This window comes from Vibrio sp. A2-1 (assembly GCF_021728355.1).
Lineage (GTDB): Bacteria > Pseudomonadota > Gammaproteobacteria > Enterobacterales > Vibrionaceae > Vibrio > Vibrio splendidus_K.
In genome coordinates, this window is sequence record NZ_JAKKCO010000001.1 from 180,061 (window position 1) to 195,324 (window position 15,264).

General features: G+C 43.0%; 16 protein-coding genes. 11 read left to right on the top strand and 5 right to left on the bottom strand.

The genetic code is table 11. The features are described from left to right. Positions 1-32 precede the first annotated feature (32 nt). Positions 33-449, top strand: coding sequence for a VOC family protein (locus L3V33_RS00810; RefSeq protein ID WP_237288734.1), 417 nt, complete (start codon positions 33-35; stop codon positions 447-449). 176 nt (positions 450-625) lie between these two features. Here the strand turns inward: L3V33_RS00810 and L3V33_RS00815 are convergent, their stop codons facing one another. After that, on the bottom strand, positions 626-1,525 hold the full coding sequence (locus L3V33_RS00815; RefSeq protein WP_081008954.1) for a DMT family transporter: 900 nt from the start codon (positions 1,523-1,525) through the stop codon (positions 626-628). Between the two features lie 269 nt (positions 1,526-1,794). On the opposite strand from L3V33_RS00815, the gene L3V33_RS00820 reads away from it, so the two are divergent. Beyond that, positions 1,795-3,195, top strand: coding sequence for an alpha-amylase family protein (locus tag L3V33_RS00820; protein ID WP_237288735.1), 1,401 nt, complete (start codon positions 1,795-1,797; stop codon positions 3,193-3,195). A 92-nt stretch (positions 3,196-3,287) separates the two neighbouring features. Here the strand turns inward: L3V33_RS00820 and L3V33_RS00825 are convergent, their stop codons facing one another. Beyond that, positions 3,288-4,280, bottom strand: a complete 993-nt coding sequence (locus L3V33_RS00825; RefSeq protein WP_054545689.1) for a LysR family transcriptional regulator — start codon at positions 4,278-4,280, stop codon at positions 3,288-3,290. 100 nt (positions 4,281-4,380) lie between these two features. Here L3V33_RS00825 and L3V33_RS00830 point away from each other — a divergent pair, with 100 nt between their 5' ends. Then, positions 4,381-5,733, top strand: coding sequence for an MATE family efflux transporter (locus L3V33_RS00830; RefSeq protein WP_237288736.1), 1,353 nt, complete (start codon positions 4,381-4,383; stop codon positions 5,731-5,733). A gap of 183 nt (positions 5,734-5,916) precedes the next feature. Here L3V33_RS00830 and L3V33_RS00835 read toward each other — a convergent pair whose 3' ends face one another. Next, positions 5,917-6,354: a Spy/CpxP family protein refolding chaperone gene (locus tag L3V33_RS00835; protein ID WP_017087288.1), complete on the bottom strand. Its 438-nt coding sequence runs from the start codon at positions 6,352-6,354 to the stop codon at positions 5,917-5,919. 225 nt (positions 6,355-6,579) lie between these two features. Here L3V33_RS00835 and L3V33_RS00840 point away from each other — a divergent pair, with 225 nt between their 5' ends. Further along, on the top strand, positions 6,580-6,825 hold the full coding sequence (locus L3V33_RS00840) for a hypothetical protein (RefSeq protein ID WP_004731665.1): 246 nt from the start codon (positions 6,580-6,582) through the stop codon (positions 6,823-6,825). A gap of 27 nt (positions 6,826-6,852) precedes the next feature. Here the strand turns inward: L3V33_RS00840 and L3V33_RS00845 are convergent, their stop codons facing one another. Continuing rightward, complete coding sequence (locus L3V33_RS00845) at positions 6,853-7,071, bottom strand: hypothetical protein (RefSeq protein ID WP_237288737.1); 219 nt, start codon at positions 7,069-7,071, stop codon at positions 6,853-6,855. Between the two features lie 81 nt (positions 7,072-7,152). Here L3V33_RS00845 and L3V33_RS00850 point away from each other — a divergent pair, with 81 nt between their 5' ends. The 5 genes from L3V33_RS00850 (at position 7,153) to L3V33_RS23225 (ending at position 12,372) form a co-directional block, all read left to right on the top strand. Further along, positions 7,153-8,157 carry a response regulator gene (locus tag L3V33_RS00850; protein WP_004731662.1) on the top strand — a complete coding sequence of 335 codons (1,005 nt, stop codon included), beginning with the start codon at positions 7,153-7,155 and terminating at the stop codon, positions 8,155-8,157. Position 8,158: 1 nt separating this feature from the next. Next, positions 8,159-8,596, top strand: coding sequence for a PAS domain-containing protein (locus L3V33_RS00855; RefSeq protein ID WP_004731659.1), 438 nt, complete (start codon positions 8,159-8,161; stop codon positions 8,594-8,596). Between the two features lie 866 nt (positions 8,597-9,462). Beyond that, a complete protein-coding gene (locus L3V33_RS00860) occupies positions 9,463-10,506 on the top strand; it encodes a GMP reductase (protein WP_004731658.1) in 1,044 nt (347 codons plus the stop codon). Positions 10,507-11,494: 988 nt separating this feature from the next. Further along, positions 11,495-12,175, top strand: coding sequence for a hypothetical protein (locus tag L3V33_RS00865; RefSeq protein WP_237288738.1), 681 nt, complete (start codon positions 11,495-11,497; stop codon positions 12,173-12,175). Beyond that, positions 12,175-12,372 (top strand): SEL1-like repeat protein, encoded by a 198-nt coding sequence (locus L3V33_RS23225; protein ID WP_346730215.1) that lies wholly within the window; start codon positions 12,175-12,177, stop codon positions 12,370-12,372. The genes L3V33_RS00865 and L3V33_RS23225 overlap by 1 nt, the downstream gene beginning before the upstream one ends. Positions 12,373-12,543: 171 nt before the next feature. Here L3V33_RS23225 and L3V33_RS00870 read toward each other — a convergent pair whose 3' ends face one another. Next, positions 12,544-13,218: a glutathione S-transferase family protein gene (locus L3V33_RS00870; RefSeq protein ID WP_237288739.1), complete on the bottom strand. Its 675-nt coding sequence runs from the start codon at positions 13,216-13,218 to the stop codon at positions 12,544-12,546. A gap of 483 nt (positions 13,219-13,701) precedes the next feature. On the opposite strand from L3V33_RS00870, the gene L3V33_RS00875 reads away from it, so the two are divergent. Both L3V33_RS00875 and L3V33_RS00880 read left to right on the top strand, forming a co-directional pair. Then, positions 13,702-14,799 (top strand): YdcF family protein, encoded by a 1,098-nt coding sequence (locus tag L3V33_RS00875; protein ID WP_146456367.1) that lies wholly within the window; start codon positions 13,702-13,704, stop codon positions 14,797-14,799. Between the two features lie 130 nt (positions 14,800-14,929). Then, positions 14,930-15,181, top strand: coding sequence for a DUF2999 family protein (locus L3V33_RS00880; protein WP_009844829.1), 252 nt, complete (start codon positions 14,930-14,932; stop codon positions 15,179-15,181). The last annotated feature ends 83 nt before the right edge of the window (positions 15,182-15,264 follow it).

A 15,264-nucleotide genomic window follows, 5' to 3' on the forward strand; every position in this document is an offset into this window, starting at 1 on the left:
GTTGCTTATGAGAATACTTTAAGGAGAGAAGAATGATCCAACTTGAACATGTAAATTTAGTCGTCAAAGACATCCCTGAAATGCTGGTTTTCTATAAAGCGGCGTTCCCTCATTGGTATGTCCGTGATGAAGGGAAAGGTGAATGGTCAGGCAAGCCACGTAACTGGCTGCACTTTGGCGATGAGTATCAATACATCGCAATGAGTGATCATGGAGAGGGTGAAAATAGAGACTTAGCCGGACACTCTGTTGGTCTCGCTCACTTCGCTTATGTGACCCATAATATTGAGAGTGTGATTGAACGCCTTATTGATTCGGGCTTCCCAATAGCCAAACCCGGAGCGGAAGAACCTTATCGTAAAAACGTCTACTTTGTGGATCCGGCAGGTTTTGAAATCGAGTTCGTAGAATACCTGAGTGATGATCCTAAACTGCGCAATGCCACGTAATAAAACTCATTAATCGAGTTGGTGTGTTAGAGCGAGTTTGTTCAAATAAAACGTCCAATAAAGGGTGCTAGGAAAGACTTACAGAAAAGGGCATTGCGGAATACTCCGCAATGCCCTTTTTAGATCTATTTAATCGCTGATTGGCTAACTGGTATTCAGCTCTGTTATTTGGCTATCTACTTAGCTTTAAATGGCACCAATAACTGTTTACCAAACACATTGATTAGTGCGCCTGTCACGATCAGCCCACCACCTAGATATGTCCAAACTGATGGAATCTCATTGAACACCCAAACACCTAATAGTGCTGAGAATACGATCTGAACGTATGAGTAAGCTGAAGCTTTACCAGCCGCTTGAGTTTGCATTGCTTTGGTCAAACCGTACTGGCCTATTTGTGTGAAAATCCCCACCAGAACCAGCATCATGGTCAAGAAAAGGCTAGGCCACACAAAGTCGTTCCAGATAAGGGCGGTCGATATTGGCAGAGCGACCAGTGGGAAGTAGAAGATGATGACTGAGCTGTCTTCAGTTTGGCTAAGCTTTCTTACAATCACATAAGCAATTGAGCTACCAAACGCGCCACATAACGCCAGCATAATACTGAATAGCGGCAACTCGCTGCTCGCGCTGCTGTTCATGCTTGGCTGTACCATTACGGATAACCCCGCTAGGCAGAATACAATGCATATCATGGTCGACTTTTGGACGCGTTCTTTCAGGAACAGTACGCCAAGTAACGCAGTAAATACGGGATGCACGTATTGTAGAATGGTGGCTTCTGCTAACGGAAGAGTGGTTACAGCGTAGTAAACGCACATCAAGGCTGCGGTACCAACAGCGCCACGAACAAACAACAGAGGTTTGTTATTGCCCCAGATAGAAATGCCTTTTCGTTTAACGTCGATGTAGCTGATGATCAAAGACACCAAAGCCCTTGCTGCAACAATTTCAAATACAGGTATGCCGTAATTGCTAACGTATTTCACACACGCTGACATCAGTGCGAATCCAAAAGCGGAAAGGATCATGAACCGAACCCCTACAGGGATCAGTGAAAAAGAGAAAGAAGGCATAAAAATATCAATTGGTTGAGGGGAAAAGGAATCATAACGTAGTTTAGAAGAGCCGACCAAAGTCTTTGTCTTGTTCCGGTCAACTTGATTCAATTAATTCTCATTTCAGTTCTTTTCAAAATTCATCCCGCATAACATCGGCGATAGCTCAGTTTTATAAAATCACCATCAACAGAAGGTGACGCTAATTCAACTCTGATTTATCCGTCGTTTTAATTGTCTTTCTTATTCATAACATTCTTGTGAATTTATAATGAGAGATATGTTCTATGAAACCAATCAATACCCTACTCATATCCGCACTTGCCGTTTGTTCTTTTAGCTCAGCCACTTATGCTGACACTATTTTGCATGCTTTCAATTGGAAGTATTCGGACGTAACGGCCAACGCGAATCAAATTGCACAAGCTGGTTATAAGAAAGTACTCGTCGCTCCGGCAATGAAATCGAGTGGCAGCCAATGGTGGGCGCGTTACCAACCTCAAGACCTTCGTGCCATTGATTCACCTCTCGGCAACAAACAAGATTTAGCCGCAATGATTACCGCACTTAAAGGTGTGGGTGTTGATGTGTATGCCGATGTGGTGTTGAACCATATGGCGAATGAAAGCTGGAAGCGAAGTGACTTGGATTACCCTGGCACAGAAGTGCTAAACGATTATGCGAGCCGTTCAAGCTACTTTGCTGACCAGACTCTGTTTGGCAACTTAGCGCAAGGTTTTGTCTCGGCTAACGATTTCCATGCCGCAGGTTGTATTTCAGATTGGAACGATCCTGGTCACGTTCAGTACTGGCGTTTGTGTGGTGCCGATGGCGATGTAGGTTTACCTGACCTTGATCCGAATAACTGGGTGGTTTCACAGCAACGTTTATATCTGAAAGCGCTAAAAGATATGGGGATCAAAGGTTTCCGTATTGATGCGGTAAAACACATGAGCCAGTACCAAATCGATCAGGTATTCACGTCTGAAATTACTGCGAACATGCATGTGTTCGGTGAAGTCATTACCAGCGGTGGAGCAGGGAACAGCGGCTATGAGTCATTCTTAGCGCCGTACCTGAATAACACTAATCACTCCGCGTACGATTTCCCGCTGTTTGCGTCGATTCGCTCGGCATTCTCAATGGGCGGTGGCTTGAATCAGCTGCATGATCCTAAAGCCTACGGCCAAGCATTGGATGATAATCGCTCAATTACTTTTGCGATCACACATGATATTCCAACCAATGACGGTTTCCGTTACCAAATTATGGATCCACAAGACGAGCAGCTTGCTTACGCTTACATCCTTGGCAAAGATGGCGGTACGCCGTTGATCTACAGTGATGACCTTCCTGATTCTGAAGATAAGGATAACGGTCGTTGGGGCAATGTTTGGAATAGCTCGAATATGAAGAATATGCTGAGCTTCCATAACGCGATGCAAGGTAAATCGATGACGATGATTTCCAGCGACCAATGTACTTTGCTGTTTAAGCGTGGCAAAGAAGGCGTTGTTGGTATTAACAAGTGTGGTGAAACTCGTGGCGTGACGGTTGATACCTACCAACATGAGTTTAACTGGAATGTTCAATACAAAGACGTATTAAGCAGCGCGACAGAAACCATTTCTTCTCGCTACCATACCTTCAATTTACCACCACGCAGTGCGCGTATGTTTAAGCTTTAATGCTCACTAAATAAAAGCAATAAACGACTGGTAGAAAGCATAAGCCGCAGCAAGTTCTGCGGCTTAGTTGTATCTGGGCTTACGGCTTACCGTTACTGATGATCGCTTATAACACCAAACCAATGATTCTGGTGAGCTAATGATTTCAGCAACTCGATCTCTTTTGCTGTCTCTTCCCTAAGCCATTCAATAAGGTCATTGATGATAGGCGTGTGAGTACGCTGATGCATAAAGTAAGTCCAAGCACTGTGTTGAATCTTTGCATTCTTAGGGCAGTACAAGAAGCCTCGTTGGAGCTCTTGTTGTACTAGCAATAGATCTGTGACCGTAACGCCTTCACCGGATAAACAGGCACTGAGCGCCATATCTAAGGACAAGAAACTGGTATTTCTGACGGGTTTCTTTGGTGGGAATTCAACATCGGCCAACCACACTTTCCAGTCGTGGTGATCTAAGGTTGGATGCAGCCTTGGCAAGGTTAAGATCGAATCGAGGTCGGTGTCTTTATTCGTTAAGTTGGTCGAATTAGTTAAATTGGCAGAATTAGTTAAGCTAGTCGAGCAGACCGGTGCCATAAACTCTTCACGCAAGAAGGTGATGTCAGGTGCTTTGTCATAGCGCTTTTTGAAGCGCGTGTGGAAGATCAATAGGTCATATTCGCTACTATTAATCGATTCGTCTTCCTCAATCACAGGAACAATGACGATCTCATGATCTTGGTAACGCTCGTTTAATTCCCGCACTTTAGAGATCAATACTCGCGTCGCGAAACTCAGGGTCGCTTTGATCACAATACGTTTCTGCTTGGGCTCACTCCAAGAGGCAATGACAGCTTCGATATTGCCGTAGCTTTCACGCAAAGCCACATACAAATCATGACCTTGTACCGTTAATTCGATCGCTCGATGCTTACGAATAACCAGTGATGCGTTTAACTCATCTTCAAGCTGTTTGATCTGACGGCTGATCGCACTTTGTGTCACATGCAGCTCTTCGGCAGCCAGAGTAAAGCTCATCAGCCTTGCTGCAGCTTCAAAGGCTTTGAAACCATTATGTGAGGATGGCAAGCTAGGATATGGGGTCATAATTCGTTCGCATGAGTTTATGGAATGTTAGAGTCGCAAATTTATCAATTGAACGCTAGTCTCATCGATCGTATTTTGGGCGAAATTACCTGAGGCGCTCATGAAAAAAATACTCACTCTTGCATTCCCTTTGATCATTTCACAGCTGATCTCCATGGCTTTAGTCCTTACTGATGTTTGGATGATGTCGCGTATCAGTGTGTCAGCCCTTGCGGCTGGTGGCTTAGGCGCCTCTATCTACTTTTTCATCTTCATTATTGCGAGCAGCACCGTGGGTTGTGTCGCGAACCTGATCGCGATCGCTTATGGTCAGCGCGTAGCTCGTCCAGAGTTTGGTAACACGCAAATTAGATTGGCTGTGAAAGGCGCAACTATGTTGGCATTCGTGCTCAGTGTGACCTTAATGGCCAGCTTCTGGTTTGCTCCGTTGGTATTGGAAGCAGCAAAACAGCCGCCAGAAGTGATCACCTTAGCCATGGAATATGTACACGCCTTGAAATGGGTGATGCTGCCTTCGCTTATTTTGTTGGTACTACGTGGATTAACCAGTGCCTTCGGTAATGTGCGCTCTATTCTGGTGATGTCGATTATCACCGTAATTCTGAATGTGCCAGTCAGCTACTTCTTAACCTTCCAATTAGATATGGGCTTAACCGGTTTGGGCTTAGGTACGGCTATCGCGGCATTTATCGTGATGGTTGGATACACGGTTTGGGTATTCAAACGTGACGAATTCAGGCAGTTCGCCCCTTGGTTAAACACAGAAGAGTATTCAATTAAGTTGATGAGTCCGCTTTTAATGATGGGTTTACCTATCGGATTAGCAGCATTACTCGAACATGGCCTTATTTACGGCGGCACCTTGATGGCGGGAACGATCAGTATTGCTTCGTTAGCCTTACACCAAATCCTGCTGCAATGCTTAAGCTTTACTTGGAACTTCAATTTCGGTTTCTCACAAGCTGCGGCGATTTTGGTGGGGCGTGATTTCGGTGCGGGAAACTACGAAGGTATCAAAAGAACCTCAATTCTCAGCTTTATCTTGGTGTCGGTGTTGAGCGTTGCGTTGTCTGCCGTGTTCATCATATGGCCGGAAATGATCGCGTCTATCTTTAAGCTGGACGATGGCACGGGCGCGATGACTTCGTTATTGGCTTCTGTTATCTGGGTAGTCGCGTTGTGCTTCATCGTTGATGCTTGGCAGTTACTGGCAATTAACCTATTGAGAGGGATGAAGATTGTTTCAATGCCAACCGTGATGACAGCCATTGGTTACTGGGTATTTGGCCTACCTGCTGCTTGGTATTTGATGCATAAGTTCCAGCTTGCAGGGATTTGGGGCGGAATCGGCGTTGGTTTAGGTGTAACGGGTATTCTATTGCTTATCCAATTGATGCGTGTCATTCAAAAGAACAACCAATCTCTAGATTTGTCGAATCATGCTTATACGTGATTTGCTGATGCTGTACTGAACACAAAAAAGCCGCAGTCATCATAATGACTGCGGCTTTTTGTTATCTATTCAGATTCTCCCTTTTGGGGGAGGGGGAAGAATCAATATCAGGATTAGGGGCAGCTATTTTCTGCCAGACGATTTATTGCCAGGCTACTTTCTACCAAACTGCTTTCTACCAAACTATTTTCCACCAGACAGCGCAGACTTCATCATGGTTTTGAATTGCTCTTTCTGCTCTTCAGTTAACACATTATAAATGTTGTTCTTTAGACGCATCTCTTGCATCACCATCGACTTCTCGGTTGCTTGAACGGTGTCGATGATCTTTTCCATCTCGGCTTCATTGAAATCAGGTTGAGTCACAAGGCTGATCTGTTTCTTCTTGAGCTCGATCGCGCTATCCATGTCAATCTGTGTTCTATCCGATTGGTAGCCTTCAACAAGGGAGATGACTTCCGCGTGTTGCTCTTCGCTCAGGTTTAAAGAAGCAATAACCATTTGCAGTGGGCTCACTGCTGGCTGTGGCGGTTGTTGTGGTGATGAAGCACTCACAAACGGAGCGGTAACGAGTAGAGCTGAAGCAGTTAATACACAAAGCGACTTTTTCAGTGATTTCATTGAATTTCTCCTGTTAGTGGAAACATGAGTATAGATGGCGAAGCTGAACTCGATATGAACACGCTGTTCAGTTAAGTACACGCAGCTAACTACGTTCAACTAAGAGCGTCCAGATTGGTATGTTCAGATAGTATAGGGCGGGTTAGACCTTGGTCTTACAGAAACCGAGCGCAAAGGTGACTAGAATGATTTGAGTTGCTCACCGTTTTATCAAGGAATACACAAATGGAAGTTGGATTGTTCTGGGCTGAAAAAGGAATGTTAGTGCTTGGCGCACTGTTTGTTTTGACTAGCATGATGCAGTACGGAAGACGCAGTAGTGATTGGAAGGGCGTGATTACGATGTTTTATAAGCGTATCCCAATGAGTATCGCGGAATACAAATGGTATCGTTTGGGTATCGCTTTATTGGTGTTTGCTGTGGTCATTCGTTTCGCTTTACTGATCTTATGGCCTTCATACCAGTTCTAGTTCTTCACACTGCGTCTCTTATCATGGCTACATAAAGCCGATAAATGAATGAGCAAACCGAGCCTTAATAAAGTCACTTATTAAGGCTGCCATTTCATAAACTAGTGCTGTTGTTTCATAAAAAAGTGCTATTACTCTATAATGACGAACGGTTATTACCTTTGTAGCATATTGTTTTTCATGAAGAATAATGCCAGATAATAGCTTACCTGCTTGTTCCATCATTCTTACTAATAATCTACACATAAATCCATTCACCCCGTACCTGATACCATAATGTTCTGTTACACTCGTCCGAATTAGCTTTAATTTGTCGGTGGTGCATTTATGTCGTTCCCAGTTCTTATATGTGATGATTCTGCGTTAGCAAGGAAGCAGATGGCTCGATCACTGCCTAGTTCTCTAAATGCAGATATAACTTTTGCTGTTCATGGGCTCAATGCACTTGAAGAGCTCGCTCAAAACCAATTTAAATTGATGTTCCTCGACCTCACCATGCCGGAATTAGACGGCTATGGCACATTGGAAGAGATGCAACGTTTGGGTGATACCACACCTGTTGTCGTTGTTTCGGGTGACATACAACCAAAAGCACAACAGAAGGTGTTGGATCTCGGCGCCAAAGCGTTTTTACAAAAGCCGATCGATAAAGAAGCGCTAAAAGCTATTTTACGTGAGCATGTTGAGCCGCCAAAACAGCCTCAGATCATTACTCCAACCGCTTTAGAACTGCCAATACTTCGCAGACGCGATATCTATATGGAAGTGGCGAACGTAGCGATAGGCCGTGCTGCTGATGCACTGGCTCGTCACTTTAATGTATTTGTCCACTTACCACTGCCGAACGTCAACATCTTCGAAGTGAGTGAATTGCACATGGCGCTTCGTGACCTAGCAGACAACGACCAAGTGTCGGGTGTTTGCCAAGGTTTTAGCGGAGAAGGCATTGCAGGCGAAGCATTAGTCTTGTTGAGTGATTCCAGCGTGAGCGATCTTAAGAAGCTAATGAAAGTGCCAACCGAAAGCGAACAGCTTGAAGAATTAGAACTGCTGATGGATGTATCGAATATCCTAGTTGGCTCTTTCCTTAACGGGCTAGGGGAGCAATCTGAGGTTCGCTTCTTCCAGAGTTCGCCTGTTCTGCTTGGGCAACACATCTCGATTGATTCGGTGATTGAAAATACCAGCGGCTCGTTCAAAAAGACCATGACCTTTGAAGTCAGCTACAACATTGATGGCACTTCTATCCGTTGTGACCTTCTGTTTATGTTTGTCGATGAGTCTCTGCCTCTTCTAGACAACAAATTGGCCTACCTAATGGAGGAGTTTTAATATGCTGAATCTTCCTGCTGAATTTGAACAGTTCCACTGGATGGTGGACATGGTTCAAAACGTCGATATGGGGCTGGTGGTCATTAACCGTGACTTTCAGGTACAAGTTTGGAATGGCTTTATGACGCACCATAGCGGTAAGCAATCGCATGATGCGATCGGTAAGTCGATCTTTGAGTTATTCCCTGAGATCCCTGAAGAGTGGTTTAGGCTCAAAACCAAGCCAGTCTACGATCTAGGTTGCCGCAGCTTCATTACATGGCAACAAAGGCCTTATCTGTTTAAGTGCCGCAATGTTCGCCCTGTAACTCAACAAGCCGATTTCATGTACCAGAACGTGACGCTGAACCCAATGCGCTCACCAACAGGGCAAGTCAGCTCATTGTTCTTATCTATTCAAGATGCGACCGCTGAAGCGCTAGTTTCTCAAAAGAACTAGCACTGCTCTATTCACTAAACAGCACTTTTCTATGTGCGTATTAGCATCAGTCTGATCAGCGAATAAAAATGGCTAAGGTTAACCACTTTAGCCATTTTTTTGCTTTCTATTCTTCAAATCTAATCTTTCCCCTAGTTTTTCACGTCAACCAATCCTCTTTTACTAAGCGCTTTGCTGAATGTTCCTGGTTAAATGAACGAAAGGGCAGCCACGAAATGTGCTTTTGGAACGGTAATGCTACGGGTTAATAGAAATTAGATTTATAAAGTTTGAGCTTGAAAGCATTATTTAATGGAGTGCGAGGGCTGGATTCTCAAACCCAAGTGAATCTCGACCTAAAAATCGAGCCCATTGCACAGTGCTTTTCCAAATTGAGGCGAACTGACAAGGTGATGAGATTGCCGGATTTGGTCGAAAACAAAGAAAATTTGGGAAAAAATCGAATTTATTTAAGAAAAAAGACATTTTTTTGTTGGAGAAAAGTGTGATTTTTATGTGATTTCGAGGCACTTTCTTCACATTATTGCTTAATGAGGGTGATATTGAGTGAGATAGGGAGGAAAACGATTGCGCAATAAACCGACAGCGTTTGCGTGAATAGTTCGCTAAGTTATTAATTAATAAGAATTTAGTGGAAAAGTAAAGCTGAGGGGTTTGAAGCAGGTATGGAATCTTTGAGAGGATAGCACAAAAAAAAGTGAAATATCAGACTTGCTGTTACTAAATCACGACCTATAATGCTGAAAACCGGAGCGTCTGCCAACGCTCCGGTTTTTTTGTGTCCGAAGAAAAGTAAACTCGTCTGCCAACGGTTTTACTACGCATTTCGCGAGAGACACATAATTTTATGAATCAAGGAAAACACCATGCGTATCGAACAAGAACTTAAGTTAGGTTTCAAAGATGTACTCTTCCGTCCGAAGCGTTCTACCCTTAAAAGCCGTTCTCAAGTTGAATTAACCCGCGATTTTACATTCAAGCATAGCGGTCGTCAATGGTCTGGTACTCCAGTAATTGCAGCGAACATGGATTCGGTAGCAAGCTTTGAAATGGCAGCCGCTCTAGCAGAGCACGGTGTTATGACTGCAGTACACAAGCACTACACAGTAGAGCAGTGGGCTGAGTTCGCTAAAACAGCAGACAAGAAAACTCTGAACAACGTTTTTGTATCAACAGGTACTTCTGAAGCTGAGTTCGAGAAAGTTAAGAAGATCATGGCGCTTAGCGAAGAGTTTGTATTCATCTGTATCGATATCGCTAACGGTTACTCAGAGCACCTTGTTGAGTTCGTACAGAAAGTACGAGCTGAATTCCCGACTAAAGTTATCTCTGCTGGTAACGTTGTAACGGGTGACATGGTTGAAGAGCTAATCCTAGCGGGCGCAGACATTGTTAAGGTTGGTATCGGCCCTGGTTCTGTTTGTACTACACGTGTTAAAACAGGCGTAGGTTACCCTCAACTTTCTGCAATCATCGAGTGTGGCGACGCAGCACACGGCCTTGGCGGCATGATCATCGGTGACGGTGGTTGTTCATGTGCGGGTGACGTATCTAAAGCGTTCGGCGGCGGTGCTGACTTCGTAATGCTAGGCGGCATGCTAGCTGGTCACTCTGAGTCAGGCGGCGAAGTGGTAGAGCAAGACGGTAAGCAATACATGAAGTTCTACGGCATGTCTTCTCAGTCGGCGATGGACAAGCACTCAGGTGGTGTTGCTAAGTACCGTGCTGCAGAAGGTAAAACTGTTTTACTTCCATACCGTGGTTCAGTTCATTACACGATTTCTGACATCCTTGGTGGTGTACGTTCAACTTGTACATACGTAGGCGCAGCAAAGCTTAAAGAGCTAACTAAGCGTACGACTTTCATCCGTGTACAAGAGCAAGAGAACAACGTATTCGGTAAAGAGTAATCTGAACGAGTTCGAATAGTTTGAAAATCAAGAGCCGCTTTTTAGCGGCTCTTTTTTTGTTTGAAAAACATGAAATGGCGGCAGGAATAATATTTTAGACAGCTGAAGAGTGGCGAAAGGCTATAAGTTGTGAATTGGACATAAAATAAAGGCAAGTAATGTAATTGATAAAAATGTTATAAGCGTTCTTGACACCAAAATAAATCTAAAATGATGTAGGTACTTGCTGGTGAGCCTATTAACTGTAGAGTGAATAGAAAAATTGAAAGCTTGGAAAACTAATGTGATAAAGCAGTTAACGAGGCCATAGATAGGGTGAGGGTAGATTGGTCATTGTTTATAGATTTGTAGTTTAACTTTCTGTTCCAATAATCTTTTTTATTAAAATATCAATAAGTTAAATTTATTGACGAAGTGTTAGTCTTAAGTTTATATTCCACGATATTGTTCTGATTATTGGGAAAGCTGGTATTTAAGTAAAGGGAATTGTTGTGGGGGATGCTACTTCTTTATGGCAGTTACCTAGTGGTTTTTTACTCAGCCTTCTTTAACAAGGAATTATAAACCTAACATCTAATGGCCAGCTAAGATCAATATATAGAGGAGTCTTCCCGCGATTTACTTCTTGTTGATGGTTATACAGATATTACGTCGAGATTTAGCACTAACTTATACTCATTTTTTAAAAGGGTTCAGGGCAAGGAACTAATTTACGCCATAAAAAGTAACCTAAACATGATCTAGCGGAAGGGGTGATCATTAAATAATACATGATTACATTTTGGGTACTAAAAATAGCGGTAAGTTTACGCTCCATGAGTTTAGATTCTATGGTGATATTGATTTACTGAACCCAAAGTAGTAATCAAGTTAAATATTGAAAGTTGTTCATTTAGCTTTTGATGTAGTTTTGGCCGAGGAGTTAAGGATATGGTTTGCTCACTCAAAAATTAGAAGAACAAATTATCTATTCAAATAAGTGGATATTATGAACAAACTTTTAGCGGAATGTTTTTACTTTACCAAATCCAACTTTGGTGAAATTTTTAGAATATTCGGACCTTATATGATTTTTACATCCTTGCTTACCCCCTCCATTGAATTATTTTTGGAGAGTGTTAACTATAGTCAGGTCAACTTCATTAATTGGATTTTAATATTTACTGTCCAAACCTATTTAATGGTCCGTTTTATTAAATTCATGGCTTTTAAGGCTTCTATACATAAAAAAGATGAAACTGTTTCTTGGAGGGAGTTTTTGAGGTTGTTTCTTGTACAATTTCTGTATTGTCTAGCAATTATTTTGGGTACATTTGTATTGATCATACCGGGATTATATATTGCATCTAAATATGCGCTTGCAGACTTTGATGTTATTTTAAACGATAAACCTATATTCTTATCGTTAAGTGAAAGTTGGAAAAATACTGAAGGGATAGTGGGTAGGTTGATGCTGATCTTCGTTTTGAGTTGTGGACTTGATATCTTTATCAGTTTTACCATAGAACCGCCTGAGGATGCTTCTACATTACTGTACTTTGTAACTGAAACTCTACGTGGATTAATATCATACAGCTTAATGATATTCACTTATATTATTTACTTTAGAGTTTACATCGAAAAGCGACTGGGCAGTGGGACACTTAAGCTCAACACAATCTCGGGGTGATGTATGAGACAGGTAAAGGTGTTCCCCAAGATAGTAGAAAATCATATATGTGGCTTGATCTGGTGAAGCATAGTGGACATAAAGTAACTAAATCAACTTTTGATGTTCTGATCAAGAAAATGAACCCACAAGATATAAAGCAAGCTCGAGAAATGTTTAAAGAGTGTTTGAAGTCAAACTACACAAATTGTGGTTGAGTATGATCTCGCTCCGGATATAAATCTAAGTGTAAATTGCCGGAACTGACTGTAAGTTACATGCTTGAATAGTATTATTATCGGCGTAAAGAGCCACTTATTAACGGCTCTTTTTTGCCTTAAAATCAGTGATTATTATCACTAAAGTGAGTATTAAATACCAAACTTTTACTACTTAGCGTAATTTGAAGGAAACAGTGCTCGTTTCGCTTCTTCATCACGTTCGGTTTTAAATTCAATGCCTTTACCAATCTCGCGAGCGCGCAGTGCCGCAGGGCGAGTGTTGATTGCGTTAAACCAGCGCTTCAAATTCGGGTAAGGTTCTAGGCCTTCTTCACCAAGCACGAAAGGTGCTTTATCAATCCAACCCCATGCCGCGACATCGACAATGGTGTACTCATTTCCGACGATAAATTCACGACCTTCCATATGCTTTTCTAACACTTCATAGTGACGTTGTGCTTCACGTAGGTAACGGTTCACAGCGTAGTCTAGGCCTGCTGGCGCTGCATGACGGAAGTGTACCGATTGGCCGGAGTATGGGCCAAGGCCACTCGCGATAAACATCATCCAAGAGAGTAGTTCGGCTCTGTCTTCCGGTTGCCCACCTAGTTTGCCCGTCTTCTCTGATAGGTACAGAAGGATAGCGTTCGAATCGAACACGCGTTGCCCATCGTCTTCAATGGCTGGTGTTTTACCGTTCGGGTTAATCAAACGATATTCTGGTGTGTGTTGCTCGCCTTTTAAGGTATCAACAGGAACAAGTTCAAAATCTAGGCCTGTCTCTTCCAAAAACAGAGCGATCTTCATTGGGTTGGGTGTTTGGTGAAAATAGAACTTAAGCATGGGGTAACTCCTTGTATTGGTCATTTATTAAAGCACCACTTGAACGATCGTTCAATGATTGATTTTTGAATTTTCTGTGAATTGACTGACTTGATATCACACTCTGTGCTTTTTGAACTTGGTTGAGCAAACGTGAATGAGCGTCGACTTGTAGAGAGATAGCGTTTTAAGTTGCTGAAATAATGAACATAAAATGCACATTTAAGTTTGATGTTGAGCTTCGAAACTTACGAATCTAGATGGAATAGGCGTGTGGGGGCGAAGTTAAATATTCCAAAGTAATCAAGGGAGTTCCTCATAACTCGAAGCTATCTGGATATTTGAGCCTACTCTGGCGCATAAAATCGTGATCTGCAGCCACATCTTATGCAACAAATAAATATTAACCTTGGAGAGTAAGGTTTGGTTCACGGTTTTTTAATCTTGGGGGCTTACATTGGGGAGCAAATCTGATGTGAACACTTAACGACACAGGATCTTTCCATGAAAAAGAACATTATCGCCCTCGCTCTTGGTGGCATGCTTGCTTTTGGCGCAACACCTTATTCTTTTGCTGCTAACGATGGCGCAGTACAAGCTTCAGCGGATTATGCGCAGTTGGTGACTAAGCGACAAGTTGTCGACCAACTACTTCTTGATGCGTTGCAGGCGTTTAAGTCTCCGGCAAGAATTTCTCACGCGGGCTTCACGGCTAAAATGCCAAGCAACATGGAAATTGTGACTAACCGACTGTTAGAAGCGTACCAGCTAGAACCTTACCGTACTGACTTGTTGATCTCGGCAGCGAACGCTCAGATCTACAACAAGAACGCAGAGCGCGCTATTGAGTTATTTGAACAAGCACTGACGGTTGCACCAGACGATGTCGACTTGCACGCGTATCTTGCGGTTTGGCAACGATTTGAAGGCAATGAAAGTGAATCCAATAAGCACATGGAAAAACTGGAAAGCTTGAATAAAGGCAAAGCAGAAGACATCAAGCGTATTTTTGCTACGGTTGACCGTGTGTTAGAAACACCGCTTAAAGAGTCTGCGGACAAAGGCTTACTTGATGATCATGGCGCTATCGTTACTCTAGGTTACGCGCTTAACCCTGATGGTTCTATGCATGAAATCTTGATTGAGCGCCTTGAGACAACATTGGCGATGGCTAAAGCTAACCCAGACGCGATGATCGTCTTAACCGGCGGCGTGCCAAAGAACCATAAGACAGAAGGCAAGTTAATGGCGGATTGGCTTATCTCAAAAGGGGTAAGCAAAGACCGCATCATTGAAGAGAACTACGCGACCAGCACGGTAGGCAATGCCTTATTCAGTAGCTATGCGCTTGCTCGTCATGATATTAAGCACGCGACCATTATTAGCTCGGCAAGCCATGTTCGTCGTGGTCAAACTCTGTTTGAAATTGCTAGCTGGCAAACTGGCCCTCAGGGCATTACCTTCGATACGGTTTCTTACCCAGATAAGCCGCTAGAAGATCTTAAGAAAGCGAGCAGTGGTGAGCTTCTAGGCATCTACCGTGACGCACTGAGAACGTATGGTATGTGGAGCTACCGCTCTTACCCATTAGAGTCTCGCTAAGCCCAAGCATTATTTGCGTTTGGGAAAAGCACAGTTCGTGTTAAACCAAAGCTTCACTTGCTAGTACAATCGAGCACAGCTAGATGGTATGCTGTGCTCCTACTTAATTTAGTGTTTCAAAGGCAAAAAAATGAACCCGATTTTAGCAATGTTGAAAGAGAACAATATTAGCGACGAGCAGATCAGCGAGATATTCAAGACGTTGACCGAGAACCCTCTTGCAGCAATGGCGACAATCAGCCAACTTGGTTTACCACAAGATAAGCTTCAAATGCTGATGGGTCAGGTAATGCAAAACCCTGCGCTAATCAAAGAAGCAGTTGAAGAGCTTGGCCTAGATTTTTCTAAGGTTGAAGCGGCTAAAGAGCAACTTCAAAAATAAGTGAGTTGAATGAGCTGATATCGTCTTAGCTTATTCACATTCAATGAAAAGGTCGTTTAAGTTCAGCAAGAGGCTGTCTTAAC